Below are 24,309 nucleotides of genomic sequence, written 5' to 3' on the forward strand. Positions count from 1 at the left end.
TACCCTTGCGCGCATGACTGCGGACGCCATACCAGAACTGCCGGACATCCACACCACGGCTGGGAAGATCGCCGATCTGGAGCGGCGGCTGGACGAGGCGGTGCACGCCGGTTCGGCCGCGGCGGTGGACAAGCAGCACGCGCGGGGCAAGATGACGGCCCGGGAGCGGGTGCTGGCGCTGCTGGACGAGGGCTCGTTCGTGGAGTTCGACGAGTTCGCCCGGCACCGCTCGACGATGTTCGGGCTGGAGCGGCGCAGGCCGTACGGCGACGGCGTGATCACCGGCCACGGCACCGTGGACGGGCGCCAGGTCTGCGTGTTCTCGCAGGACGTGACCGTGTTCGGCGGCTCGCTCGGCGAGGTGTACGGCGAGAAGATCGTCAAGGTGCTGGACATGGCGCTGAAGACCGGTTGCCCGATCATCGGCATCAACGAGGGCGGCGGCGCGCGCATCCAGGAGGGCGTGGTCGCGCTCGGCCTGTACGCGGAGATCTTCAAGCGGAACGTGCACGCCTCGGGCGTGATCCCGCAGATCTCGCTCATCATGGGCGCCGCGGCGGGCGGGCACGTGTACTCCCCCGCGCTGACGGACTTCATCGTGATGGTGGACCAGACCTCGCAGATGTTCATCACCGGCCCGGACGTGATCAAGACGGTGACGGGCGAGGAGGTCACGTTCGAGGAGCTGGGCGGGGCGCACACGCACAACACCAAGTCGGGCGTGGCCCACTACCAGGCCGCCGACGAGGACGACGCGCTGGAGTACGTCAAGGCGCTGCTGTCCTACCTGCCCTCGAACAACCTGGACGAGGCTCCGGCGTTCGAGGCGGCGGCCGACCTGGAGCCCGATCCGGAGCTCGACACGCTCATCCCCGACTCGGCCAACCAGCCGTACGACATGCACCGGGTGATCGAGCACGTGCTGGACGACGGGGAGTTCCTGGAGGTCCAGGCGCTGTTCGCGCCGAACATCGTCGTCGGGTACGGCCGGCTGGACGGGCAGTCGGTGGGCGTGGTGGCCAACCAGCCCATGCATTTCGCCGGATGTCTGGATATCGACGCTTCCGAGAAGGCTGCCCGTTTCATACGAACATGTGATGCATTCAATATCCCAATCCTGACATTTGTTGATGTTCCGGGATTCCTCCCGGGTACAGATCAGGAATGGAACGGAATCATCCGGCGTGGGGCGAAGCTCCTCTACGCCTACGCCGAGGCGACCGTCCCGCTCGTCACCGTGATCACCCGCAAGGCGTACGGCGGCGCGTACGACGTCATGGGCTCCAAGCACCTCGGCGCGGACATCAACCTGGCCTGGCCGACCGCGCAGATCGCGGTGATGGGCGCCCAGGGCGCGGTCAACATCCTCTACCGGCGCGAGCTGGCGGCGGCCGAGGACCCCGACTCCGAGCGTGCCCGGCTGGTCACGGAGTACGAGGACACGCTGGCCAACCCCTACATCGCGGCCGAGCGCGGTTACGTGGACGCCGTGATCAAGCCGTCGGAGACCCGCGCCCAGGTGGTGCGGGCGCTGCGGGCGCTGCGCAACAAGCGCGCCTCGCTCCCCGCCAAGAAGCATGGGAACATCCCGCTATGAAGCCGCACCTCAGGATCGTCCGGGGCGACGCCACGCCCGAGGAGATCGCCGCGCTCGTGGCCGTTCTGGCCACCCGGGCGGCGCCCGCGCGGCCGGCCGCCACGCCCGCTCCGCGATTGTGGCGAAACCCAGCTCGAAGCATGCGTAAGCCTCTGTCTCCGGGGAAGGCGGCTTGGCGGATGAGCGCCCTGCCCTAGCGAGATCCCAGGAAACGGGTGTCAACTCCCCAGGGACTTGGGACTATCTAGAAAAAAGCAGGAGTATATAGTCGGCCGATCAACTAACGCTGCGGCCTGGAGGACATCATGGCCATCCCAGACCTCATGCCGCATCCTGTGGCGGCCAAGTACGCCGTCCTCGTGGATGTCGGATATCTGTACGCCGCCGCGGGTGAAGTCCTGCTGGGGGCCAAGGAACGCAAAGAATACCGGGTGGCCGCGGACGAGCTGATCCAGAGCTTGCAGAAACACGCGATGGCCCGTATTTCCGGTGAGCTGCTGCGGATCTATTGGTATGACGCCGCCCGTGACCGCGTGCCCACCGTCGACCAGCGGGTCATCGCCCAGCTTCCCTGGGTCAAGGTACGGCTTGGCAACCTCAACGCCCGCGGCCAGCAGAAGGGCGTCGACGCGCAGATCAGGAGCGACCTGGAGGCGCTGGCCCGCCACCACGCGGTGACCGACACGATCCTGCTGGCCGGTGACGAGGACATGGTGCCCGCCGTGGAGGCCGCCCAGGCGTACGGCGTGCGCATCCACCTGTGGGGCGTCGAGCCGCCGTACGGCACCAACCAGGCCGAGCGGCTGGTCTGGGAGTCCGACACCGTCGAAGTGATCTCCGCTGATTTCCTGAGGCCGTTTTTCAGCCGCGCTCCGCAGCCCGTCCCGGTCGCCCCGCCGGTGGCCGCGCCGTCGCCCGCGCAGGTGTTCGCCGGACGGGCGCCCAGCAAGCCGCACGTCAAGCCCGGCCAGGTCGCCAAGCTGGGGCCCAGCCGGCCGCGGGTGGAGGACGTCGGCGAGCACGTGGCGCAGAAGTGGATCCTCACGCGGGGCCGCGACAACATCCGCGACCTGCTGCCCGGGCCGATCCTGCCCACGGTCATCGACACGGAGCTGCTGATCGAGGCCGAGAAGGAGCTGGGCCACTCGCTGCGGCCCTTCCCCGAGGCCCGGGTGTGGCTGCGCGACGGGTTCTGGGCCCGGGTCTACCGGGAGTTCGACCTGGGGGTCGGCGTCTCGTCGAAGTGAGCGCCGGGGAGCGGGCCGCGCCACGCCCGCTCCCCCAGCAGCGACATCGCGGCCGGCAGCAGGACACCGCGCACCACGGTGGCGTCGAGCAGGATGGCCAGGGCCATGCCGAGACCCAGCATCTTGTACTCGATGGCGGACAGGGTCACGAACACGGTGAAGACGCCCGTCATGATCAGGGCCGCGCCGCTGACGACGCCGGCGCTCGCCGCGATGCCCCCGGCCACCGCCTCCCGGGCGGAGGCGCCGCCGAACCGGCGTTCCCTGATCCGGCTGAGCACGAAGATGTGGTAGTCCATGCTCAGCCCGAACAGCACGATGAACATGAACATCGGCAGCCAGCTCACCACCCCGCCGTACGAGGTGAACCCGAGCAGCGACTCCAGGTGGCCGTCCTGGAAGACCCAGACGAGCACCCCGTACGAGGCCCCGATCGACAGCAGGTTGAGCCCGATCGAGACCAGCGAGACGGCCCAGGACCGGAACGTCACCGTCAGCAGCGCGAACGCCAGCACGAGCACGAACCCGAAGACGGCCGGGGTGCGGCCGTTGACCTGCTCGGCGAAGTCGTGCGGCATGGCGGTCTTGCCGCCGACGGCGTAGGCGACGCCGTCCACCGCGCCGAACGTCGCGGGCAGGGCGCGCTCACGCAACGCGGCCAGCGCGCGGTCGGCCACGGGGTCCGTGACCGCGCCGGCCAGCGGCACCCGCACCTCCACCGCCCGGCCGACCGGCACGGCGGTGATCGGCTCCAGGAGGAGCCCGCCGCTCGCGGCGGCCTGACGGTGCAGCCCGCCGATCGCCCGGCGCGCGGCGGCTGCGTCCACGGGCCCGCCGTCCGTACGGGCGACGACCACCCGCGCCGCGGTCGCCGCGCCCGGGAACGCGCGCTGCATGGCCGAGGCGGCGTCCACGGCGGCCGACGCGCCGGGCGGCAGGCTGGCCGTCACCGCCGCGTCCTGCAGCCGGATCCCCAGCACGGGCAGGGCCATGGCGAGCAGGACCGCGACCGTCGCCGCGCCCGTCACCACGGGCCGGCGGACGACCGTCCGCGCGATCCGCCCCCACAGGCGCGACTCCACGGCGGCGATCCGGCGCCGGCCCAGCCAGGGGACGCGGGCCAGGTCCACCCGGTCGCCGAGCACGGCGAGCAGCGCCGGGAGCACGGTCACGGAGCCGAGCACGGACAGGCCGACGACCAGCAGCGTCCCCATGGTGAGTCCCTTGAGGACGTCCACCCCGGTCAGCAGGAGCCCCAGCGCGCACACCATCACGGTGACGCCGGACGCCACGATGGCATGTCCCGAGGTGTGCGCCGTGATCCGCAGCGCCTCGCGCGCCCCTCTCCCCAGGGCCCGCTCCTCGCGGAGCCGGCGCAGGTAGAACAGCGAGTAGTCGACGCCCACGGCCATCCCGATCAGCAGCACGATGGCCGAGGCGGCGCTGTTGAACGGCACCCACAGGCTGACGACCCGCAGCAGCCCGAACGCGCCCGCCAGCGCGGTCGCCGCCAGCAGCAGCGGGATGCCCGCGGCGACCAGTGAGCCGAAGACGCCCAGCAGCACGAGCACGGTGAGCGGCAGCGAGGTCCGCTCCGCCCGCCCGAAGTCGTCCTTGATCCCCTCGTTGACGGCCGCGGACAGGCTGCGGTCGCCCGCCTGGAGGAAGCGCACGCCCGGATGCCGGGCCCCGGCCTCCGCCACGGCCCGCACGGCGGCCGCGTAGTTGTCCTCGAAGCGTTCGTCCGGACCGGCCACCTCGAAGGTGACCAGCGCCGATCCGCCGTCCCGCGAGATCCAGCGCTCGCCGTCGGCGCTCTTCGGCGAGCCGATGTCGCGCACAGCGGCCCCCGTCCGCCGCAGCCGGCTCACCAGGTCCGCCGCGGCCTCGCGCAGCTCCGGGTCGTGCGCGAACCGCCGGCCGCCCGCCTCCTTCGGCTGGATCAGCACGTTCTCCCGTACGGAGCCTTCCACCCGCTGCTCGTCGATCATGAGCTGGGCGCGGCCGGCCTCCCCCGGATCGACGGCCCGCGCGGCTTGGCCGCCGGTCAGCGCCCCCGCCAGGACCGCGAGCGCGACCAGCGCGAGCCAGCCGCCGATCGCGAGGGCGCGGTGGCGCGCCGACCAGTTCGCGACGGTCTCGACGAGGCCGGGGCGGGGCCCTGACCGCGCGGGCGGGAGAGGATGGATGGATTTGCTTTCGGGCAGCATCGGCTGCTCTCCTGTCCTTGGTGGAACGTGCCTGTGGAAACTCGCCCTGGGCGAGGTGGTTCGTCTCCCCGTGCCTGGGCCGCCGAGTTGCCGCTCGGCGGCCCAGGGTTGTTCACGGGGTCATTCGACGTCTTTGAGGATCCGCTCGATCGCGTCGGTACGGCTGCTCACTTCGGCGACCTGCCGCCCCATCTCCTCCAGCCGCCGCTCGACGGCCTGCTGCGCCGCGACCGCGCTCTCGGCCAGCGCGCGGTACTCGCTCTCGCGCGCGAGCCGCGCCTTGGCCCGCCAGGTGACGGCCACCTGGCAGAGCACTGTGATGATCACGGCGGTGAGCAGGACGAAGATGCCGATGGTGCCGATGACCTCCTGCCACTCGTGTTCGTTCACCGGGACGATCCCTTCTCGTCGGTCAGTGTCTCCACGGCCTCCGCGACGGAGTCCGGCGTCAGGTGGATCGAGAAAGGTCTCGTCTCGTAGAACTTCATCGCTTTTCCGTCTTCCGACAGTTCGAGCTGGGAGCTGACCAGGCCGGCCGCCTCCAGCTTCTTCAGGTGGACCTGGAGGAGTGCCCGGCTGATGTCCAGTTCGCGCGCGAGCCGGCTGACGTAGTTGCGCCCGCGGGTGAGTGCCGCGACGACGCGCAACCGGTGCGGGTTGGAGAGGGTGGCCAGCATCCGCACCAGGTCGTCTCCCGTCGGCGCGGGATCGGTCATGTCAACGCCCAGTGGCACATGCCAACAAAACTTAGCACGTGTTGCTACGCGCGGTGGGCGAGGAGCGCCTCGGCCACCGCGGTGCGCGCGTACAGGACGTATCTGCCGGTGCGGTGCGCCGTGCACAGCCCCGCGGCGCGCAGCGCGACGAGGTGCCGGCTCACGCCGGGCTCGGTCAGCGCGGTGCGCCGGGCGAGGTCCTGCGTGGAGGCGGGCTGGTCGAGCTCGGCCAGCAGCCGCGCCCGGGTGCGGCCGAGCACCGTGGCCAGCGCCTCCGGGGCGTCCACGGCGTTCCGCTCCCAGAGCGTGGCCACGCCGCGGGGCGGGTAGCGGACCGTCGGCTGGTACGGCGGCGTCGTGACGGAGAAGACCCTGGGCCAGGCGAACACGCACGGCACCAGCAGCAGCCCGAGCCCGCGCAGCGAGCGCACCCCGGAGACGTGGCGGTGCCGGAGGTGCAGCCGCCCGTCCTGCCAGGTGACCGAGTCGTCGAGGTCGGCCAGCATGCGGTCCGCGCCGCCCTCGGCCAGCAGCCGGGCCCGGCGCAGGACCTCGCCGTCCAGCAGCGACCTGATCCGCGGCCAGTACGGGGCGATGGCCGCCTCCCAGTAGGCGCCGACCTCCTCGGCGAGGCGTTCGAGGCCCCGGTCCGGGTCGTCGTACAGAGCTTGGACGCGCGCGGTGCGGGGGCCGCCCACGCTGTCGAGGTCGGAGCGGACGCGGTCGCCGGCGGCCCGCATCGTGGCCAGTTCCACCTCCAGGTCGGGCGTCGAGGTGGCCGGCGGGGTGCAGGTGAACCCGGCGATCGAGACGGTCGGCACGGGCACGAGGTCCGACAGCAGCCGCCAGTCGACGCCGGCCAGGCGGCGGCGCACCTGATCGGCCCAGGGGCGCAGCGCCGGGTGCGCGGCGGGGTCCTTGACCACGCGCACGCTGGCCACGACCTCGCCGATGGGCGAGACGGCGAAGCGGATGTTGGCCATGTCCTGGGCGGTGAAGGACAGCGTGAGGGGCATTGGATGAACGCCTCGCTTCATTGATAGCGCTATGCCCCGATATTTCAGCATCGTCGGAGCTATGACCTCTACCTCCTCTCGTGCTCCCGTCGCGCCCGCCGAGACGGCCTTACTGCGGCAACGCGGCTTTCGCAACCTCTACACCGCCGGCGCGGTCAGCGGGCTCGGCAGCCAGATCAGCCAGGTCGCGCTCCCCCTGCTCGCGGTCACCGCGCTCGGCGCCGGCCCCGGCGAGGTGGGGCTGCTCAGCGCGCTCGGCACGCTCACGGTGCTCGTGCTCGGGCTGCCCGCCGGCGTCTGGGTGGACCGCGCCCGGCGGCGGCGTCTCATGGTGGCCATGGACCTGACCCGGGCGGCCGTGCTGCTGTCCGTGCCGGTCGCCTGGTGGGCGGGCCTGCTCGGCATGGGCCAGCTCTACGCGGTGGCGATGCTCGTGGGGGCCGGGACGCTGGTGTTCGACCTGGCGGCCGTGAGCGTGCTGCCGGCGCTCGTCGGGCGCGACCGGCTGACGGCGGCCAACGCGCTGCTCGTGGGCACCTCGGCCGGCATGGACGTCACCGGCAAGAGCGTGGGCGGGATCCTGACGCAGGCGGTGGGCGCGCCGCTGGCGCTGCTGCTGGACGCCTTCAGCTACCTGTGGTCGGCGGCCTGGCTGCGCCACGTCCCCGAGCCGCCGTCCGGCCGGACCGCGCCGACCGGCGGCTCGGACGGCTCGGACGGTCGCGCCGCGGCGGCCGGTCGCGTCGAGGGCGTGGGCCGGCAGATCGCCGAAGGCGTGCGCTTCCTGGTCGGCAGCCCCGTCCTCGTCGGGATGTCGGTGATGGGAGCCATGGCGAACTTCGCCTTCCCCCTGTGCTCGGTGCTGCTGCCCGTCCTCCTGGTCCGGCAGCTCGGCTATCCGGAGTGGGTGCTCGGGGCGTACCTCGCGACGGGCGGCCTGGGCGGGCTGGCCGGGTCGTTCTCGGCGCACCTGTTCGGCCGCCGCCTCGGCCCCGGGCGGGCGACGCTGCTCGTCAGCCTCGCCGCCGTGCCGGCCGCGCTGGTGGTCCCGTTCCTGGACCGCGGCCCGTGGCTGTGGGCCGCGGCGGGGGCGTGGTTCGTGCTGGCGTTCCGCACGGGGGTCAACAACGTGCTGCTGGTCAGCGTGCGGCAGCGGATGATCCCCGACGGCATGCTCGGCCGGGTGAACGCCACGCTGCGCCTCGTCCTCACCGGCGCCGTCGGCCTCGGCGGGCTGCTCGCCGGGGTGCTGGGCGAGGTGTGGGGCGTGCGGGCGGCGCTCTGGACGGGCGCGGTGATCATGGCGTTGAGCTGGCTGCCGGTCGTCCTCTCGCCGCTGCGCCACCAGCGTTGATCTCGCCCCGCGGTCGGGTCCGATTCCCGCCAGTCACCCCGTACGACCTGCTGACCTGCGCTTTCACGCTGAGGTCCGATTTCCGCCAGCCGCCGGTCGGCGCCTGCGCATAACGTCGTAGGCATGTCACCACTTGAGCTCGACTTCGACTCCTGTTACCGGGCGGTCTCCGCCCGGGACGCCCGGTTCGACGGGCGTTTCTACACGGCGGTGACGACCACGCGCATCTACTGCCGGCCGATCTGCCCGGCGCGCACCCCCGCGTCCAGGAACGTCCGGTTCTACCGGCACGCCGCCTCCGCGGAGGCCGCCGGCTTCCGGCCGTGCAAGCGGTGCCGGCCCGAGCTGTCCCCCGGCGACCCCGGCTGGGACGTGCGGGGCGACCTCGTCGGCCGGGCGCTGCGCCTGATCGACGACGGCGCGGCCGACGAGCGGGGCGTGGCCGGGCTGGCCGGGCGGCTGCACATCACCGAGCGCCACCTGCACCGGCTGTTCGTCGCCGAGCTGGGCGTCGGGCCGCTGGCCGTGGCCAGGACCAAGCGGCTGCTGCTGGCCAAGCAGCTCCTCACGGAGACGGACCTGCCGGTCACGGACGTGGCGTTCGCCTCCGGGTTCGGCAGCGTGCGGCAGTTCAACGCGGCCATGCGCGAGACGTACGGGTTCACGCCGAGCGAGCTGCGCGCCACGGCCGGCGGCCCCACCCGGAGCGCCGGCCGGGCCACCGACCGGACCGCCGACCGGACCGCCGACCGGACCGCCGGCCGGACCGCCGAGTCACGGACGGACGAGGCGAGGCCGGCGCCGGTCGGGTCGCCGCTGCGGCTGCGGCTGCACCGGCGCGAGCCGTACGACGTGGAGGGCGTCTTCTCGTTCCTCACCTCGCGCGCGATCCCGGGCCTGGAGACGGTCACGTCCGGCTCCTACAGCCGGGCCGTGCCCGGCGGCGTCATCACGCTCACCCCGCGACCCGGGCACATCGCCCTTGACGTGGCGGTGGACGACACGCGGCAGCTCGCCCGGATCGTGGCCCGCTGCCGCCGCCTGCTCGACCTCGACGCCGACCCCGGCGCGATCGCCGACGCGCTCGGGCAGACCTCGCTGAAGCCCCTGGTCGAGGCCCGGCCGGGGCTGCGGGTGCCGGGGGCGTTCGACGGGTTCGAGCTGGCGGTGCGGGCCGTGGTGGGGCAGCAGATCTCCGTCGCGGGCGCCCGTACGCTGCTCGGCCGCATCGTCGCCCGCGCCGGCCGCCCGGCGGGCGGCGCGAACCCCGACGCGCCCGGCGTGCTGTTCCCCTCGGCCGGGGAGCTGCTGGAGGCCGACCTGCAAGGACTCGGCCTGACCGGGCGCCGCATCGTCACCCTCAAGGAACTGGCCACCCGCGTGGCCGACGGCTCGCTCGACCTCGACGGCGGCCAGGAGCCCGCCGAGGCCGTCACGGCCCTGCTCGACGTCCCGGGCATCGGCCCGTGGACCGCCAGCTACATCGCGCTGCGCGCGCTGCGCGATCCCGACGCCTGGCCCACCGGCGACCTGGTGCTCACCAAGCGCATGGCCGCCCTGGGCATCCCGCACGACCACATCGAGCGGTGGCGGCCCTGGCGGGCCTACGCCGCCCTGCACCTCTGGAGTTCATCATGATCGAAGCACAGGTCCTGCCCACCCCGATCGGCTCCCTCTCCCTGCTCGTACGGCAGGGCGTGCTGGTCGCGGCCGGCTTCACCGGCGAGCCCGGCGAGATGCTGGCCCGGCTCACGCCGGAGCTCCAGGCCGAGGGCATGAAGGTCGTGGACGACCTCGGCCCCATCAGCCAGGCGGTGCGCGACTACTTCGACGGCGACCTCGACGCGCTCGACGAGATCCCGGTCGAGCAGCCGGGCAGCGCGACCCGCAAGCGGCTCCACCAGGCGCTGCGCGAGGTCCGGGCGGGCACCACGGTGTCGTACGCGGAGCTGGCCGAGCGGGCCGGCCTGCCGCGGACGGCGGCCCGGGTGGCGGGCTCGGCCTGCTCCCAGAACCTCATCGCGCCGTTCGTGCCGTGCCACCGCGTCTTGCCCAGCAGCGGCGGCTACGGCGGCTACCTCTACGGCGTGCCGGTCAAGGAGTGGCTGCTCGCGCACGAGTCGGCGAACCGCGCGTCCTGACCCCGGGTCCGTACGCGCAGGGCGTGGAATCCCGCCACGGCCGCCACCGCCAGCCCGGCGACGCCGAGCAGGCCGGCGGTCCAGGCGGGAGCCACGTACCCGAGCCCGGCCTCGATCGTGAGGCCGGCCGCGAACGAGCCGATGGCGTTGCCCACGTTGAAGGCGCCGATGTTGGCGGCCGAGGCCAGCGTGGGCGCGCCGGCCGCGGCGTCCAGCACGCGGGTCTGCAGCGGCGGCACCGTGGCGAACCCCGCCACCCCGAACAGCGTGATCACCACCATGAACGCGATCTGGTTGCGCGCGACCAGCGCGATCACGACGGCCAGCACCGTGAGCAGCCCCACCGAGCCGTAGATGGCCGGCATGACGGCCCGGTCGGCGAGCCGCCCGCCGAGCAGGTTGCCCACGACGAGCCCGACCCCGAACAGCGCCATCACCACGGGCACCGCGCCGGCGGAGAACCCGCCCACATCGGTCATCATGGGCGCCACGAACGTGATCACCGCGAACACCGGGGCGAACCCGAACACGGTCATCGCCAGCGCCAGCCACACCGCGCCCGAACGGAACGTGGCCAGCTCGCGCAGCACGCCGCCCTCCGGGCGCGGCCGGCGCGGCACCAGGGCCAGCACGCCGGCGAAGCCCACCACGCCGATCACGACGACCAGCCAGAACGTGGCCCGCCAGCCGAGACTCTGGCCGACCCAGGTGCCGACCGGCACGCCGGCCACGTTGGCCAGGGTCAGGCCGGTGAACATGAGCGCGATGGCGCTGGCCCGCTTCTGCGGCGCGACGAGGTCGGCGGCCACCACGGAGCCGACGCCGAAGTAGGCGCCGTGCGCGAAGGCGGCCAGCACCCGGCCCACCATGAGCACGCCGTACGAGGGGGCGAGCGCGGAGAGCAGGTTGCCGGCGATGAACAGCACCATGAGCGCCAGCAGCATGGTCTTGCGGGGCAGCCGCCCGCCGAGCATGGTCAGCGGCGGGCCGCCGACGGCCACGCCCAGGGCGTATCCCGAGACCAGCAGACCGGCGGTCGGGATGGTGACGCCGAAGTCCGCCGCCAACTCGGGCAGCAGCCCGTTGATGATGAACTCCGTGGTCCCGATGCCGAAGGCGCTGATCGCGAGGGCGAACAGAGCGAGAGGCATAGAATACTCCTCAGACGACGTTAGTAAGCGTGGACATTATTTGCACACGCCGACTAACTCACCATACAACGATGCCTGGGAGGTGTCACATGCCGCTGCCCGACGACGCCGCCGAGGCCCGCGCCCAGGGCTGGCGCCGGCTCGCCGCGCTGCACGCGCGGATCGAGGACCGGCTGGAGAAGGCCCTGCAGAAGGAGCACGAGCTGAGTGTGAGCGAATACACCGTGCTCGACGTGCTCGCCCGGCAGGACGGCTGGCACATGCGCATGCAGCAGCTCGCCCGCGCGGTCGTGCTCAGCCAGAGCGCCACCACCAGGCTCGTCACCCGGCTGGAGAACCGCGGCCTGCTCCGCAGGTACCTGTGCGAGGACGACCGGCGCGGCATCTACTCCGAGGTGACGCCGGAGGGGCGGGAACTGCTCGCCGCGGCCGGGCCCACGCACGACACGGTGCTGAAGGAGGTGCTGGCGGAGGCGGCCGAGGTGCCCGAGCTGGCTCCCCTTGCCGCCGTCATCGCCTGACCCCGCTGATCGGAGGTGCTGCTCTGCGTGCCGCCCGAGGCCGCGCCAGGGGCCGCCCGCTCAGCGGGTGGCACCGTTGCGCGGCTCCCGGGTCGCCCGCTCAACCGGTGGAACCGTTGCGCGGCTCCCAGGTCACCCGCTCAACCGGTGGCACCCTTGCGCGGCCTTCAGGTCGCCCGCTCAGCCGGTGGCGCCGTCGTCGCGGACGCTGCTCTGCACCTCACCGACCGGCACGTCGCGCGTGACGCCGACTCGCACCGGCTGGTACTGCACGTTCACGCCCGGGTCGGCCACCTGCACCGGCCAGACCGTCGTCACCGTGAGCTGGTACACCTCGCGCGGCTGGTCGAGCGACGCGCGCAGGTAGCTCACGCCGCAGGTGTACGTGCCACCCTTGACGTACGGCTTGCCCGCCGGCCCGCAGTCCTCCGCCACCTTCGCCCGGTCGCCGGAGGTGCCCGGGTCGATGTCGATGCTCTTGAGCGTGGCCACCACGGTCGCGCTCATGACACCGGGCAGGGTCGCCGTGGCCGTTCGCCTCGTCTCGCCGACGCCGTCCAGCCACACCCAGGTGGGCAGGTTCACGAAGCTCTTCGCGTCGGGGTTCAGCCGGACCTTGGGCTCGGGCACCGTCAGCGCGGCCCGCGCGATGTCGGTCAGCTCGCGGATCGTGATGCCCTGGGGCGGCGTGGTGTTGGGCGGCACGAAGACGAACATCTCCAGGCCCGTCCAGCACGAGATACCGCGCGGGTCGTCCTCGTTGTAGGCGGGTGTCCACCAGCGCCCGGGTTTGCCGATCTTGTCCTTGAACTGCTCCAGGAAGCGCAGGAAGCTCTCCTCGCCGGCCTTGATCCGGTTGAAGTGGGTGGCCGAGTCGGACTGCTGCTTGAGCATCTCCTCCGGGGTCGGGCCCGGCTCGTACCAGCAGGGGCTGGTCAGCCGGTAGCCGTCGCGCCGGCCGGCCCTGACGCCGTTGCCGCTGAGGACGATCCGTGAGTTCTTGAGGTTGATGACACTGGTGCGGCCCTTCTGCGCGCCCGTCACCTCGGGGGAACCGCCGCCGGGGTCACGCGCGGGCGCCTTTCCGCGTACGGGTGCGGCGACGCCGTGAACACCCGCGGCGGCGACCTCGACACTGCGGACACCCGCAGTGGCGACCTGAACGTTGCGGAAACCCGTGGCGGCGACCGAGGCAGCCCCAGCACCTCGGGCGTCCGCGGCGACGGCGCCGTCGATCGCCGGGGGATTCGCGTGGGCGCCCGCTGCGGCGGTCGCCAGCAGTCCGGCGACCAGCGTCGCGATCAGTGGCTTCATCGGGTGCACCCTTCCTCACCGGTCACGAAGGTCCGGATGCGCCACACACCGCCGTCGTAGCGGTGCGCGGCGACGCCCTGCATGTACGGGGCACGCGTCCAGGCGGGCTGCCGCGGGACCGCCTTGCCGGTGCGCGTGGACACCAGGCGCACTCCTGTCTCGTCGACGCACGCGTTGACCTGCGCGCCCTTCCCCATGACGGACGCGACGCGCAGGTTGTACAGGCGGGCGACGCCGCGCAGGGTCCGCTCCTGGTCGGCGAACTCGTCCACCCACCGTCCGGCGATGTCCACGGCGTCGTACTCCAGGTTGTCGAGGTAACCGTCGTCACCGGTGACCACGGCTCGCCGCGAGGCCACGTAGTAGTCGGCGACGAGCCGCACCAGCGGGTCGGCATCGGACGGCCACTCGATGCGGACCCGCAGCGCGTCACCGATCCGCACCGTCTGGGTGCCACGCGGCACCGCCGGACTGCTCGCCGACGGCTCGCCCGAGCCTTCCGCAGTCGGCGGGGTGCTGGCGGTGTCGCTGCTGCTCGGGGCGCCCGGCTCGCCGGTCGCGGCGACGGAAGGCGCGCCCGTGCCCTCCCCCGGCGTGTACGGGCGCGCCGCCTCACCGCACCCGGCCAGCACGACGGACGCGGCCACCACCAGCGCCACGCCCCACCCGGAACGTCTCACCCACAGCACACCCGCGGCCCTCTCACCGAGCCGCGACCCCCGCCCGATCCGCGCCCCGCCAACCGTCGCGCTCAACCGGAACCCTGGCACAGCCGACGCGCCGCCAACCATCCCGATCAACCGAGACCCCCGCACGATCGGCGCGCGGCCAACCATCCCGAGCAGCCAGAACCCCAACACAGCCGCCGCGCCGCCAACCATCCCCCTCAGACGGAACCCTCCTGCGGATGTCATGCCGTCGACTCCCTCACCATGTGGATGCGCCAGGCGGGCAGCAGCTCGTCGATCAGCGCCTCGGTCTCCGGCGCCAGCCCGCCGGTGTAGGCGTACGCCCCCGATCTCCTGGTCAGCGCGTCGACCACCGCACGCAACCGCACGAAGTCGCGCGTCGCGTGCGTCGCGCGCAGCAGGTCGCGCCACAACCCCTCGTCGTCGGCGGCGAGCAGCAACGCCGCCCGTACGGCCGCCACCGCCGCCTCCGGATCCCGCTGCGCGAGCCGCAGCTCGCACAGCCGATGGGCCGCGTCGGCCACGGCGGCCGACACGTCGTACTCCAGGTCGTCGGCCGCCAGCCAGGCGTACCGGCCCGGCGGCCGCCCGCTCAGCAACGGCCCGCGCACCAGCCCGAGCGCCCGTTCGAGCAGGATGGCCCGCGCCGCCGTGTCCCGGTGCGACCGGCGCACCAGCTCGCGGAACAGCGCCCAGTCCGTACGCACCCCCGGCCCGAGGCTCAACCGGCCGGCCTCGTCCACCCGCAGGTGCGCCGCGCCCAGCCAGTCGGCCACCCGCGCGATCGTGGCGTCGCGGACCATGGCCTGCACGCCACGCGGCCACAGCACACCGCCCAGCACGACCGGGTGGACACCGCCGGGATGCGTGGCCAGATACACCAGCATCTCCGCGGCCAGCGCCATCCGGCCCTCCTCCAGCGGGCGGAGCCCGGCGATCTCGATCGGGCCGAGCATCCGCACCTCCACGTCCGGGGGCTGGAGGTCCTCCAGCGGCTCGGCGTCGGTGATCGGCTCGCCGTCGTACCGGCCGGCCGTACGGAACAGCTCGACGAGTGCCTGGTAGTGGCGGCGCGGCAGGAGCTGGGCGGTCACCTCGAACCCCAGCTCGGCGATCCTGGCCTTGCCCTCCGGGGTGATCTCCAGGGTCCAGGTGGCGTGGGGGACGTCGCCGGTCACCACGTAGCCGGCCGTGTCGTTGCGGGCCAGCAGCGCGAGCCGGCGGGCCTCCTCCTGGGTGGGGGTGACGGCCGACAGCAGGAAGTGGGCGTCGCGCCGGCGACCCGTGACGCGGCCGGTCAGCACCTCCTGGCGGGGGGCGGCGGACGCCTCCAGCTCCGGCAGCACCTCGGCCAGGCTGCCCACCGACCTCACCCGGTCGGGCGCGATCGCGGTCAGCTCCTCACCGAACCCGACGAGCGTGATCCTCATGCCGTCGGACCAGCGGTTGGTCGCCAGCTCGACGGCCAGCGCGGCGAGCGCCGCGGTGGTCTGCGGGCCGCGAATGTTGATCAGGCCCTGTGCCGCCTCCAGGTCGACGAGCACCCTGCCGCCCGCGTCAGTGCCCAGCGACACCAGCCCGGGGTACGGCGCGCCCCCCGGCCTGCCACCCACCGGACCGAATCCACCACCCGCATTGGCGACACCACCCGCCGAGCCGAGCCCGCCACCCGCATACGGCACACCACCCGATCCGCCGCTCACCGGACCCGACTCACCAGCCGCATACGGGACATGACCTGACGCACCCCGCATGGGACTCGACCCGCCAGCCGCATACGGGGCATCGCCGGACCTGCCACCCGCCGAGCCGACCCCACCGACCTCACCGACCTCCCCGGTGGCAGCGGCGACGGCCCGGGCTTTGGCTGCGGCAGAGGCGGTGACTACCGGTGCGGCTGTGGCTGCGGCTGCGGCGTCCCAGCGCTCGGCCAGCAGGCGTCCCTCGTGCGCGGCCAGCCGCCACACCTGGCCACCGTCCTGCACGGTCCACGGGGCGGGGGCGTCGCCGTCCGGAGGGTGGATCCACAGGTCGAGGTTGCGGGCGGACAGGTGCGCCGCGTACACGGTCGGCGGTGTGCGCCCCTGCGCGGCCAGTTCGGCGCCCAGCACCCGAAGACCGATGTCCAGCAGGCGCGTGCCGGGGGCGTCGGCGCCGATGCGCAGCGCGACCTCGGCGCTGGCGGCGTCGCCACGCGGGCGCGCGATGCGACGGCCGAACGCGCGCCGCCACAGCTGCTCGCGGCGCCGCCGGCCGAGCAGCGCCAGCAGCCCGGCGGCGGCCAGCGAGGCGCCGGCCAGATAGTCGACGAGGTCGAGACCCTGCTCTTCCTGCCGCTGCTGTTGTTCCGGGGCTTGGTGGTGGTGCTCGGGGCTTTGCCGCTGGGGAGCGTGGTGCTTCGGGGTCTGGTGCGTGGCCTCCTGGCGGACCTCGTCGGCGGCGCGACCCGGGCCGGTGGAGACCCGACCCGGGTGCTCGCGCAAGATCTGCGCCCGCGCCTGGTCGGCGGGGACGACGTGGGCGTGGTGGGCGTCGTCCGGCATGTCGAGGACCCAGCCCGGCCTGATCAGGTCGGCCATCCGCAGGCGGGCGCCGTCGGGCTGTTCCTTGTGCTGGTTGAGCCGGAAGATCTCGGGGTAGCGGCGGCCGTCGCCGAGGCACTTCTCGGCGATCTCCCAGAGGCTCTCGTGGTGGCGGCCGTGGGGTGGCTGCACGACGTACACCTTCTTCACGCGCGCCGTGTGCGGCTGCTCCTCGTGCTGGTCGGCGATCGGCGCGGTGAAGGCGACGACAGCCACGGGCGGCGCGGCGGGCGGCGTCATGCCGAGGCGCGCGATGGGCACGGCCACGGCTCCGGCGGTGAACAGCAGCAGGACCGCCGAGACCAGCCGGTTGGCCAACGCCTGGGTCGTCCCGGAGAACGGCACACGGGCTGGCATTCCGACCCGGCGCACCCCCGCGTACACCTCGACCATGACGCACGCGACGAGCTGCAACCAAGCAATCCACACGAACAAGACAAGAACGGCCACAATCGTCGACGGCCCGACACTGCTGGTGAGCAGGTCCAGGTCGAGCAGTTCAGGGGCGATGGGCGGCCCGGCAAACCTCAGCAGCGCGTACGGCACACCACCGACGAGCGCAACCAGAACGACCAGGGCCCCGAGCCCGGCAGCCACGTCCCCAGGGCCTCGACGGGGGGAGACCCGCGCATGCCCGGGCCCCTGACCACGCCCCTGCCCGAAGCCACGCTCCCGCCCGGACCCCTGGCTGCGCCCCTGCCCTAAGCCGCGCTCCCGCTCAAGACCCGGCTGCCTGGACTCTCCTCGCCCACTCCCGAAGCCACGCCCCTGCCCGGACCCCTGGCTGCGTTCCTGCCCGAAGCCGCGCTCCTGCTCGGGACCCAGCTGCCTAGGCCCGCCTCGTTCATGCCCTGCCGCCCCTCGCTCCTCCAGCCTTCGCGCCGCCGCCCCTTGCTCCGCTGGCCGTTCGTCCCGCTCAGCGCCTCGCCTGCCTCCGCGCGCGACCCGCCCTTCGCGGTCCCGCCGGTCGGCCTGCCGTTCCCGCTCGCGTTCGCGGCTCTCCCAAGCTTCCCGAACCCGTTCCTGCGCGGACATCCACTCCCGCGCCTCATCACCGCCGGATCCCCGAGCCTGCCTCAAGCCGCTGTCACGCGCACCCGCCCGTCCACGCGGATCCGCCACGGCCCGTTCGCCCTCGGAAAGCTCATCCGCGGAGAGCTCACCATCGGAGACCTCATCCGCGGAACGTTCCTTTCCGGGCCGCCCCCGCCCCGTTCCCCCGGAACGCCAGTCCCCCGAGTACTCGGAGGGACGCGGAGCCCGCCACGGCCCCGCGGCAGGCCGGTCACCCGCGGAGGGCTCAAAGGAGTCCCCCGATCGCCGCGAGCCAGAAGCACCCGGCGAATCACCCACCCCCCGCGCAGAGGGAGGAACCGGACCGCCGGGGAGGCGTGGCCGGTCGCCGGTGGGGTCGCGCCATGGCGGTCCGGGTGGCTCTGGCGTCGGCATCGCCTCTCCTTTCTCCGTTCAAGCGTGGGTGCTCGTCGCTCCCGCATCCATCGACCGGCGGGAATCGGTCTGGCTCATCTCGCCTCGGGCCCGGCCGACGCCTCCCCGCGCATCTCGCCGCCCTGGAACCCGAGCGCGCCCAGGAAGAACGCCCGCCAGGCGACGTTCACCCCGACCGTGACCACGGCCTGGTCGCCGCCCACCTCACACGAGGCTGAGCCCACCCCGTCACCGCCCTGGGCGGTGATCAGTTCGTCGGCGCGGGCGCAGACCTGGCCCTGGTCGAGCAGCCGCGTCTCGCCGGTCGCGCGCAGGTGGTCGATGTCGATCTTGTCCGCTCCGGCGCGGGCGGCCTGTTCGGCGATGTCGGCCGCCCGAAGCCGCGCGTTGATGGCCGCTCCCCCGTCGACCAGCAGCCCGGCGAGCATGAACACCACAACGGAGAACAGCACGGTGAACACCGACATGGACCCGCGCTCCCACCCGCCCCTCGCGGCCAGCGCTTCCGCCTGCCCGCACGGGTGACCGGTGCTCAGGTCCAGCGGTACGACGCCAAGACCCGACACACCCACCCTCCACCGCGGCAGTACGGCGCCCCCGCTTGGCACAATCGCCCACCAGCCCGACGATTCCGCTGTCGTCGGGTGGGCGGGCGCCCCCCGGCTCAGCTTCCGGCTGCGTCGAAGCGTGTTCACTCGACCCTCCTGAGCTGCTCCAGAGGCACCACGGCGGTCCCCGTCATCCGCCGCGTGGCCCCGAACCCGAGGAAGCCGAGGTCGAGCTCGCAGGTGACCTCGGCCGACACCTGGCCGCCCGCCTCGAAGCGGGACTTGCCGAGCGAGACCGCGGGCTGCGTGCAACTCCCCTGGAGCGCCGCGGTGGTGGCCTCCTCGGCCGCCCGTCCCGCCGCGTCGAGATCACGCTGCACGGAGGCGGCGCGGGCCGCGTCGCGGGCGGCGCCGTTGACCTCGCCCTGCGCCTCCACCACCCGCCCGGCCCCGGCCAGGAACATGAGGAACAGCAGGAAGACGGGCGCGAGCATGACGGTCTCCACCGCCATGGACCCGCGATCCCCCCGCCACCTCGACCTACGACCGAGCGCCCCACGTACTGGCCTACGACCTGCCGCCCCATGCACCGGCTTACAACCAGCCGCCTCATGCACCGGCTTACAACCGACCGCCCCGTGTACCGGCTCACGACCAACCGCCTCACCCCGGGCCGGGCCACCGCCGACGGCACCGCACATTCCGGCCCGGCAGCATCCCGCCGCGCCGTACGCTCCCGCCCCGTTCCCCGTCATTGGCAGTCGTCGCCCCCGTTGTCGGGACGGAAGCACTCGACCGGCCCACCCGACGTGGCCGTGATCGTGAACGTGAGCTGCGGCAGCAGCGGGATGACCTGCACCGCGTTGCCGGTCACGGTGACCCACCGCTGGTCGGGTTCGCGTTCGGACGTCGTCGCCGTCGCGCCGGCCAGCAGCCGCGGCCCGATGGCGCGTATGACGTCCGTGGCCTTGGTCGTGGCCGCCGTCTCCCAGTCGCCCGAGTCGAAGGGCGCCGAGCGCGCCACACGGGCGCCCTCGCGGGCCGCCGCCTCGGCCACCTGGCGACCGTGGAACCACAGCGCCACCTGCACGATGAGCAGCACGACGGCGAGCACGACCGGCATCAGCAGCGCCAGCTCGATCACGGTGGCACCATGCTCGCGCCCGGACCGCTTACCGAAGCGCCCGGGAGCAGCCCCGAAGCCCGGACGAGCCCTCTGGGTGCACGGGCGAGCGCCCAGGAAACGAGCACGAGTCCTCTGGGAGTACAGGCGTACGCCCCCGGAGCGCGAAAGAGCCCTCTCCGAGCCCGGGCGTTCACCCCCGGAGCACGCAGCCTGCGACTCCGGATGAGCGTCCCCGGAGCGCGGACGAAGACCCTGCGAGCCCCAGCGGGCGCCCGAAACCCGCGCACCGGCCTTACGCCAGCGCGGTCGGGAGCGGAGACGGGGGCGGGCGGCGATCATGTGTTGCCGTTGCCGCCACCGAAGCTGTTCTGGATGTCGCCCTGCTTCTGCTCCACGAGCGTCCGGATGAGCGTGGCCAGGCCGAGCGCGACGCCGGCGATGATCGCGGTGATGATCACCCATTCGACGGCCGAGGCGCCGCGGCTGGGCGCGTTGCGGGCGCGGTGGATGCGTACGCCGAGGTACGCGCGCAGGTAGACGATCCAGGGATGGTTCATCAGGACCCCAACATCTTCATAGCGGCCGGAAAACTGAGAAAGATCACGAACCCGGCGCAGAGCAGAAGCTGCGCCACGAGCATCGACTGGGAGCGCTCGCCCGCCCGGCCCTCGACCTCGGCCAGTTCGCGGCGGCGCAGAGTGGCGGCCCTGGCCGTCAGCGAGGCGCGCACCTTGGCCCCGTCGTCGGCGACCAGGCCGAGCGCGGCGGACAGGTCGCGCAGCTCGTCCACGTTGATCTCCTCGCCGAGCTGGCCGAGCGCCTGCCACGGCGTGATGCCGACGATCCGCGCGCCGCTCAGCGCCTCGCGGATGCGGGACATCGCCCAGTTGGGCTGGTCGCCGCTGATGGTGACGGCCATCATGAGCGCCTCGGGGACGCCGCGCCCGCCGGCGAGGTTCATGGAGACGAGGTCCAGGAACGCGCTGACGACGTGCCGGAAGTCGCGCCGTTTGGCCGCCGCATCGCGTTTGACCTGAAGATCGGGCAGGAAGAAGAAGACGGCTGCCGCCGCCACGGCCACCCAGAACGGGATCGTCAGCGACATCCCCCAGCCCATGAGGAACAGCCAGGCGATCAGCACGGGGAAGGCCAGCAGCCCGGCCGCGGCGAGCAGCGCCTTGGTGGCCAGGAACCCTTCGAACGACCGTCCCACCAGCGCCAGGTCGGACTTGGTGGAGCGGACCTCCCAGCCGCGCGCCCGGTACAGACGTGCCAGTCGTACGCCGAGACCCCGCCGGAAGGCGCTGACCTCCTCCTCGGCGGTCACGAGCTGAACGCGCGGCGCGCCCGTGTCCTCGCGCACGGCCTCGATCGCCAGCAGCCGCGCCACCAGGCCGGGACGGGCCGGAAACAACGCCCGTACCAGCAGGAACAGCCCGAGGCCGAACACACCGCCCGCCAGCACTCCCTCAACCACGGCCGCCTCCCGGACAACCCGACGCCACCACGGGCGCGCTCCTGACCGCGGCAACCCCCGGAGGACCCGACGTCATCACGGACACGTTCCGGACTGCGGGAACTCCCCGACGACGCGACGCCGCCACAGGCACGCTCCTGACCGCGGGAGCGTCCGGACGACCCGACGCCATCACCACCGCGCCCTCAGCCACCACCGCCAGCAGGCCCTGCGGCGCCATCACAGCCCCACCCTCCGTCACAGCAAGGCCGCCCTCCGTCACAACCGGGCCGCCCTCCGTCGCAGCCGGGCCGGCCTCCCGCCTCCCTCCGGTCAGTACGTCATCCACGGCCGCCTCCGACGAGCAGCCGCGTGGGCTTGTCGAAGCGGGCCAAGCGCCGCATCCAGGCGAACCCGGCCCCGAACAGCCCCGCCACGACCACCAGCACGGCCTGGCCCAGCAGACCGGTGTACTCGCTGACGTACGACGGGTTGAACACGACCAGCAGCCCCGCGAACACCAGCGCGGTGATCACCACGATCTGCACGCTGCGGCGGGTGGCCCGGCGCTCGGCCTCGACGCGGCGGCGCATGTCGAGCTCCTCGCGCGCCGACACCGCGAGAGCGCCCAGCACGTCGCGCAGGCCGGGGCCGCGCAGCCGCGCGTTGAGCATGAGCGCCGCCACCACCAGGTCGGCGGACGGGTCGTCGAGCTCGTCGGCGAAGAGGGCGAGCGCGTCGGGCAGGGCCATCCTGGTGTGCAGGCGGTCGATGAGGGCGCGCAGGTGGGGCCGGAGCATGGGCGCGGCGGCCCTGATGGACGACGGGATGGCCTGTTCGAGACCGGCGGCGCCGGCGATGGTGTCGCGCAGCGACTCGGTCCAGGCGGCCAGCCCTTCGAGGCGGCGCATGGCGGCGCGTTCCTCGGCGGCGCCCCCGGACAGGCCGCGCCAGGCGAACACCAGCAGCACCGTGCCCGCGGCGAACACCGGCCAGCGGGTCACCGCGAGGACCACGGCCGCGGCCACGGCGGCGATCGCGCCGCGCGTGGTCAGCATCCTGACCAGGTCGCGCCGCTGCCGGGCGGGCCGGGGCCGCATGCCGTACAGGGAGAGGACGAGCAGGTAGAGGCCGCCGCCGACGGCGGCGCCGGTGAGCAGGGCGAGCGGGTCGAGGCCGGTCATCACCACACCCCCGGGGTGTAGCCGTGGGCGATGAGCTCCTGCAGGCAGGCGATCGGGGCGTGTGGCGCCGCCGGACCGTCCGGCCCGGGGGCGAACACCTCGCTGGACAGCACGCGGCCGTCGCAGCCGTTGACCTCGCGGATGCTGGAGACGTACCGGCGCAGAGTGCCGCCGCGCTGGTAGTCGTTGCGCTTCTCCACGAACACCACGAAGTCGATGGCTCCGGCGATGAGCATGTGCGTGGCGTCGATGGGCAGGCGCTCGCTGGCCTGCAGCGCGTAGGTGGCGATGCGGTTGAACACCTCCATGCTGGAGTTGGCGTGGATGGTGGACAGGGAGCCGTCGTTGCCCTGCGTCATGGCGTTGAGCATGGTGACGATCTCGTCGCCGAGGACCTCTCCGACGATCACGCGGCTGGGGTTCATGCGCAGGGAACGGCGGACCAGCTCGGCCATGGTGATCTCGCCCTGTCCCTCGGAGTTGGGCAGGCGCTGCTCGAAGGCCACCACGTTGGGATGCAGCTCGGGGAACTGGTCGAGGCCGAGCTCCAGGGCGCGTTCGACGGTGATGAGCCGCTCCGTCGGCGGGATCTCGTTGGCCAGGGCGCGCAGCAGCGTCGTCTTGCCGGCGTTGGTCGAACCGGCGATCATGATGTTCTTGCGCGCGGCGACGGCGGCCGTGAGGAACCTGCCGATCTCGGGACTGATGGTGCCGTTGCCGACCAGGTCGCCGAGCAGCACCTTGCCCAGACGGGCGCGGCGGATCGACACGGCGGGCCTGATCGTGACGTCCATGACGGCGCTCAACCGGGAGCCGTCGGGCAGCCGCAGGTCGAGCTGCGGGTTGGCGGTGTCGAACGGCCTGCTGGACAGGCCGGAGTAGGCCGCCAGGATCTGGATCAGCTCGATGAGCTCGTCGTCGGAGTCGGCGACCGGCTCGTGCATGAGCTCCTGGCCGTCGGCGTAGCTCACGAAGACGCGGTCGCAGCCGTTGATGTCGATGTTCTCGACGTCGGGGTCGTCGAGCAGCGGCTGGAGGCGGCCGACGCCGAAGAGCGCGGCGTGGATGCCCGCCGCCAGCCCTTCCTCCTCCTCGACCGTGGGCGGCGTGCGGCCGAGGCCGATCTCGCTGCGCGCGTGCTCCTCCAGCACCTGGGAGATGAGCGCGCGGGCGAACTGGCGCTCGTCCTCGCCGGTCATCGCGGCCAGGCCGTTGGCCTGGTCGAGCCGGCGCTGGTGGGCCAGGCGGTCGCCGACCTCCTGCCGGAACCGCTTGACGAGGCTGTGGTCGATCACGGGTGGCTCACCAGCCGTCCCGCGAGGTCGCGTGCCGTACGGATGAGCAGGGAGCGGTCGAGGCGGCCGCCCCACTGGCCGCGCAGCAGCTCGGCGCCCTTGGGGTCGTGGGCGAGGCCGTGGACGAACGCCACGCTCGGCCCGACGATGCGGCGGACGTCGTCGATCGAGGAGCGGTAGTTGCGCGGGTCGGCGATCACGACGACGCCGTGGGCCTTGGTGATGGACAGGCGTTCGCGCAGGTGGGCGACGTGGTCGAGGGTGGCTCTGGTCAGCAGGAGCACGGTCTCGGCCTCGGCGAGCAGGTCGCCGAGCTGGGGATGGGCGCCGAGGCGGCCGCAGTCGGCGATCACGTCGGCGTTGGGGATGGCGGCCAGCGCCCGGCCCAGCGGGCCCCACAGCCAGGTCAGGCCGGCGGCCTGCTCACCGTGGGTGAGCCCGGCCAGGACGTCCAGCCCGCCGACGATCTTCTGGGTGTGCTGGTGGATCTGGCCCGGCTCCAGGCCGCGCCGCGCGCCGGCGGCGAGGGTGAGCAGGCCCTTGCCGGGGTTGAGCACGCCGCCGTCGGCCGCGGGGAGCCGGTAGGCGATGTCACCGCCGGCCGGGTCGCACTCGGCCAGCAGCACGGGCCGCGGCCAGACGGCGGCCAGGGCCGTGGCGGCGGTGGTGACTCCGGGCGCGCCCTTGTCGGCGGCCAGCACGATGAGCGCCAC

At 73.1% G+C, this 24,309-nt stretch carries 23 protein-coding genes; 7 read left to right on the top strand and 16 right to left on the bottom strand.

Translation table 11 applies throughout. From position 1 onward, the window contains the following. Nucleotides 1–13: 13 nt before the first annotated feature. The 3 genes from HD595_RS10110 (at nucleotide 14) to HD595_RS10120 (ending at nucleotide 2,844) form a co-directional block, all read left to right on the top strand. Nucleotides 14–1,597, top strand: a complete 1,584-nt coding sequence (locus HD595_RS10110; RefSeq protein ID WP_253767865.1) for an acyl-CoA carboxylase subunit beta — start codon at nucleotides 14–16, stop codon at nucleotides 1,595–1,597. After that, nucleotides 1,594–1,794, top strand: coding sequence for an acyl-CoA carboxylase subunit epsilon (locus HD595_RS10115; RefSeq protein WP_253767867.1), 201 nt, complete (start codon nucleotides 1,594–1,596; stop codon nucleotides 1,792–1,794). The genes HD595_RS10110 and HD595_RS10115 overlap by 4 nt, the downstream gene beginning before the upstream one ends. 108 nt (nucleotides 1,795–1,902) lie before the next feature. Then, nucleotides 1,903–2,844, top strand: a complete 942-nt coding sequence (locus HD595_RS10120; RefSeq protein ID WP_253767869.1) for an NYN domain-containing protein — start codon at nucleotides 1,903–1,905, stop codon at nucleotides 2,842–2,844. Here HD595_RS10120 and HD595_RS10125 read toward each other — a convergent pair. The 4 genes from HD595_RS10125 to HD595_RS10140 form a co-directional block, all read right to left on the bottom strand. Then, nucleotides 2,802–5,054 carry an MMPL family transporter gene (locus HD595_RS10125; protein WP_253767871.1) on the bottom strand — a complete coding sequence of 751 codons (2,253 nt, stop codon included), beginning with the start codon at nucleotides 5,052–5,054 and terminating at the stop codon, nucleotides 2,802–2,804. The two genes, HD595_RS10120 and HD595_RS10125, sit on opposite strands and share 43 nt — an antisense overlap. A gap of 120 nt (nucleotides 5,055–5,174) precedes the next feature. Then, on the bottom strand, nucleotides 5,175–5,444 hold the full coding sequence (locus tag HD595_RS10130) for a hypothetical protein (protein ID WP_253767873.1): 270 nt from the start codon (nucleotides 5,442–5,444) through the stop codon (nucleotides 5,175–5,177). Beyond that, nucleotides 5,441–5,770: an ArsR/SmtB family transcription factor gene (locus tag HD595_RS10135; RefSeq protein ID WP_253767875.1), complete on the bottom strand. Its 330-nt coding sequence runs from the start codon at nucleotides 5,768–5,770 to the stop codon at nucleotides 5,441–5,443. Before HD595_RS10135 ends, HD595_RS10130 begins: the two co-directional genes overlap by 4 nt. Nucleotides 5,771–5,814: 44 nt before the next feature. Then, on the bottom strand, nucleotides 5,815–6,786 hold the full coding sequence (locus HD595_RS10140) for an ArsR/SmtB family transcription factor (RefSeq protein ID WP_253767877.1): 972 nt from the start codon (nucleotides 6,784–6,786) through the stop codon (nucleotides 5,815–5,817). Nucleotides 6,787–6,847: 61 nt separating this feature from the next. Between HD595_RS10140 and HD595_RS10145 the strand changes: the two genes are divergently transcribed. The 3 genes from HD595_RS10145 to HD595_RS10155 all read left to right on the top strand — a co-directional run bounded on the left by HD595_RS10145 (nucleotide 6,848) and on the right by HD595_RS10155 (nucleotide 10,281). Beyond that, nucleotides 6,848–8,140, top strand: a complete 1,293-nt coding sequence (locus tag HD595_RS10145; protein ID WP_253767879.1) for an MFS transporter — start codon at nucleotides 6,848–6,850, stop codon at nucleotides 8,138–8,140. A 123-nt stretch (nucleotides 8,141–8,263) separates the two neighbouring features. Beyond that, nucleotides 8,264–9,778 carry a DNA-3-methyladenine glycosylase 2 family protein gene (locus HD595_RS10150; protein ID WP_253767881.1) on the top strand — a complete coding sequence of 505 codons (1,515 nt, stop codon included), beginning with the start codon at nucleotides 8,264–8,266 and terminating at the stop codon, nucleotides 9,776–9,778. Continuing rightward, a complete protein-coding gene (locus tag HD595_RS10155) occupies nucleotides 9,775–10,281 on the top strand; it encodes a methylated-DNA--[protein]-cysteine S-methyltransferase (protein ID WP_175587652.1) in 507 nt (168 codons plus the stop codon). Before HD595_RS10150 ends, HD595_RS10155 begins: the two co-directional genes overlap by 4 nt. Here HD595_RS10155 and HD595_RS10160 read toward each other — a convergent pair. Continuing rightward, nucleotides 10,221–11,432 (bottom strand): MFS transporter, encoded by a 1,212-nt coding sequence (locus HD595_RS10160; protein WP_253767883.1) that lies wholly within the window; start codon nucleotides 11,430–11,432, stop codon nucleotides 10,221–10,223. The genes HD595_RS10155 and HD595_RS10160 overlap by 61 nt on opposite strands. A gap of 89 nt (nucleotides 11,433–11,521) precedes the next feature. On the opposite strand from HD595_RS10160, the gene HD595_RS10165 reads away from it, so the two are divergent. Continuing rightward, nucleotides 11,522–11,953, top strand: a complete 432-nt coding sequence (locus tag HD595_RS10165; protein ID WP_175600560.1) for a MarR family winged helix-turn-helix transcriptional regulator — start codon at nucleotides 11,522–11,524, stop codon at nucleotides 11,951–11,953. 180 nt (nucleotides 11,954–12,133) lie between these two features. Here HD595_RS10165 and HD595_RS10170 read toward each other — a convergent pair whose 3' ends face one another. The 11 genes from HD595_RS10170 to HD595_RS10220 all read right to left on the bottom strand — a co-directional run bounded on the left by HD595_RS10170 (nucleotide 12,134) and on the right by HD595_RS10220 (nucleotide 24,309). Then, complete coding sequence (locus HD595_RS10170; protein ID WP_253767885.1) at nucleotides 12,134–13,267, bottom strand: hypothetical protein; 1,134 nt, start codon at nucleotides 13,265–13,267, stop codon at nucleotides 12,134–12,136. Next, on the bottom strand, nucleotides 13,264–13,947 hold the full coding sequence (locus HD595_RS10175; RefSeq protein WP_253767887.1) for a hypothetical protein: 684 nt from the start codon (nucleotides 13,945–13,947) through the stop codon (nucleotides 13,264–13,266). Before HD595_RS10175 ends, HD595_RS10170 begins: the two co-directional genes overlap by 4 nt. 230 nt (nucleotides 13,948–14,177) lie before the next feature. Then, on the bottom strand, nucleotides 14,178–16,952 hold the full coding sequence (locus HD595_RS10180) for a hypothetical protein (RefSeq protein WP_253767889.1): 2,775 nt from the start codon (nucleotides 16,950–16,952) through the stop codon (nucleotides 14,178–14,180). 1,109 nt (nucleotides 16,953–18,061) lie between these two features. Beyond that, entirely contained in the window at nucleotides 18,062–18,553 is a 492-nt protein-coding gene (locus HD595_RS10185) for an Rv3654c family TadE-like protein (protein WP_253767891.1), read from the bottom strand. A gap of 125 nt (nucleotides 18,554–18,678) precedes the next feature. Further along, nucleotides 18,679–19,047: a TadE/TadG family type IV pilus assembly protein gene (locus tag HD595_RS10190; protein WP_253767893.1), complete on the bottom strand. Its 369-nt coding sequence runs from the start codon at nucleotides 19,045–19,047 to the stop codon at nucleotides 18,679–18,681. Nucleotides 19,048–19,286: 239 nt separating this feature from the next. After that, nucleotides 19,287–19,679 (bottom strand): TadE/TadG family type IV pilus assembly protein, encoded by a 393-nt coding sequence (locus tag HD595_RS10195; RefSeq protein WP_253767895.1) that lies wholly within the window; start codon nucleotides 19,677–19,679, stop codon nucleotides 19,287–19,289. Between the two features lie 317 nt (nucleotides 19,680–19,996). Next, the gene (locus tag HD595_RS10200) at nucleotides 19,997–20,218 is read right to left on the bottom strand and encodes a Flp family type IVb pilin (protein WP_253767897.1); all 222 of its coding nucleotides are present in this window, start codon (nucleotides 20,216–20,218) and stop codon (nucleotides 19,997–19,999) included. Next, nucleotides 20,218–21,138: a type II secretion system F family protein gene (locus HD595_RS10205; RefSeq protein ID WP_253767899.1), complete on the bottom strand. Its 921-nt coding sequence runs from the start codon at nucleotides 21,136–21,138 to the stop codon at nucleotides 20,218–20,220. Before HD595_RS10205 ends, HD595_RS10200 begins: the two co-directional genes overlap by 1 nt. A 320-nt stretch (nucleotides 21,139–21,458) precedes the next feature. Further along, on the bottom strand, nucleotides 21,459–22,301 hold the full coding sequence (locus HD595_RS10210) for a type II secretion system F family protein (RefSeq protein ID WP_253767901.1): 843 nt from the start codon (nucleotides 22,299–22,301) through the stop codon (nucleotides 21,459–21,461). Next, nucleotides 22,301–23,596, bottom strand: a complete 1,296-nt coding sequence (locus tag HD595_RS10215; RefSeq protein WP_253767903.1) for a TadA family conjugal transfer-associated ATPase — start codon at nucleotides 23,594–23,596, stop codon at nucleotides 22,301–22,303. The genes HD595_RS10210 and HD595_RS10215 overlap by 1 nt, the downstream gene beginning before the upstream one ends. Further along, a complete protein-coding gene (locus tag HD595_RS10220) occupies nucleotides 23,593–24,309 on the bottom strand; it encodes a CpaE/TadZ family protein (protein WP_175600551.1) in 717 nt (238 codons plus the stop codon). The genes HD595_RS10215 and HD595_RS10220 overlap by 4 nt, the downstream gene beginning before the upstream one ends.

The sequence above is a fragment of the Nonomuraea roseoviolacea subsp. carminata genome (assembly GCF_024172185.1).
Taxonomy (GTDB): domain Bacteria; phylum Actinomycetota; class Actinomycetes; order Streptosporangiales; family Streptosporangiaceae; genus Nonomuraea; species Nonomuraea roseoviolacea.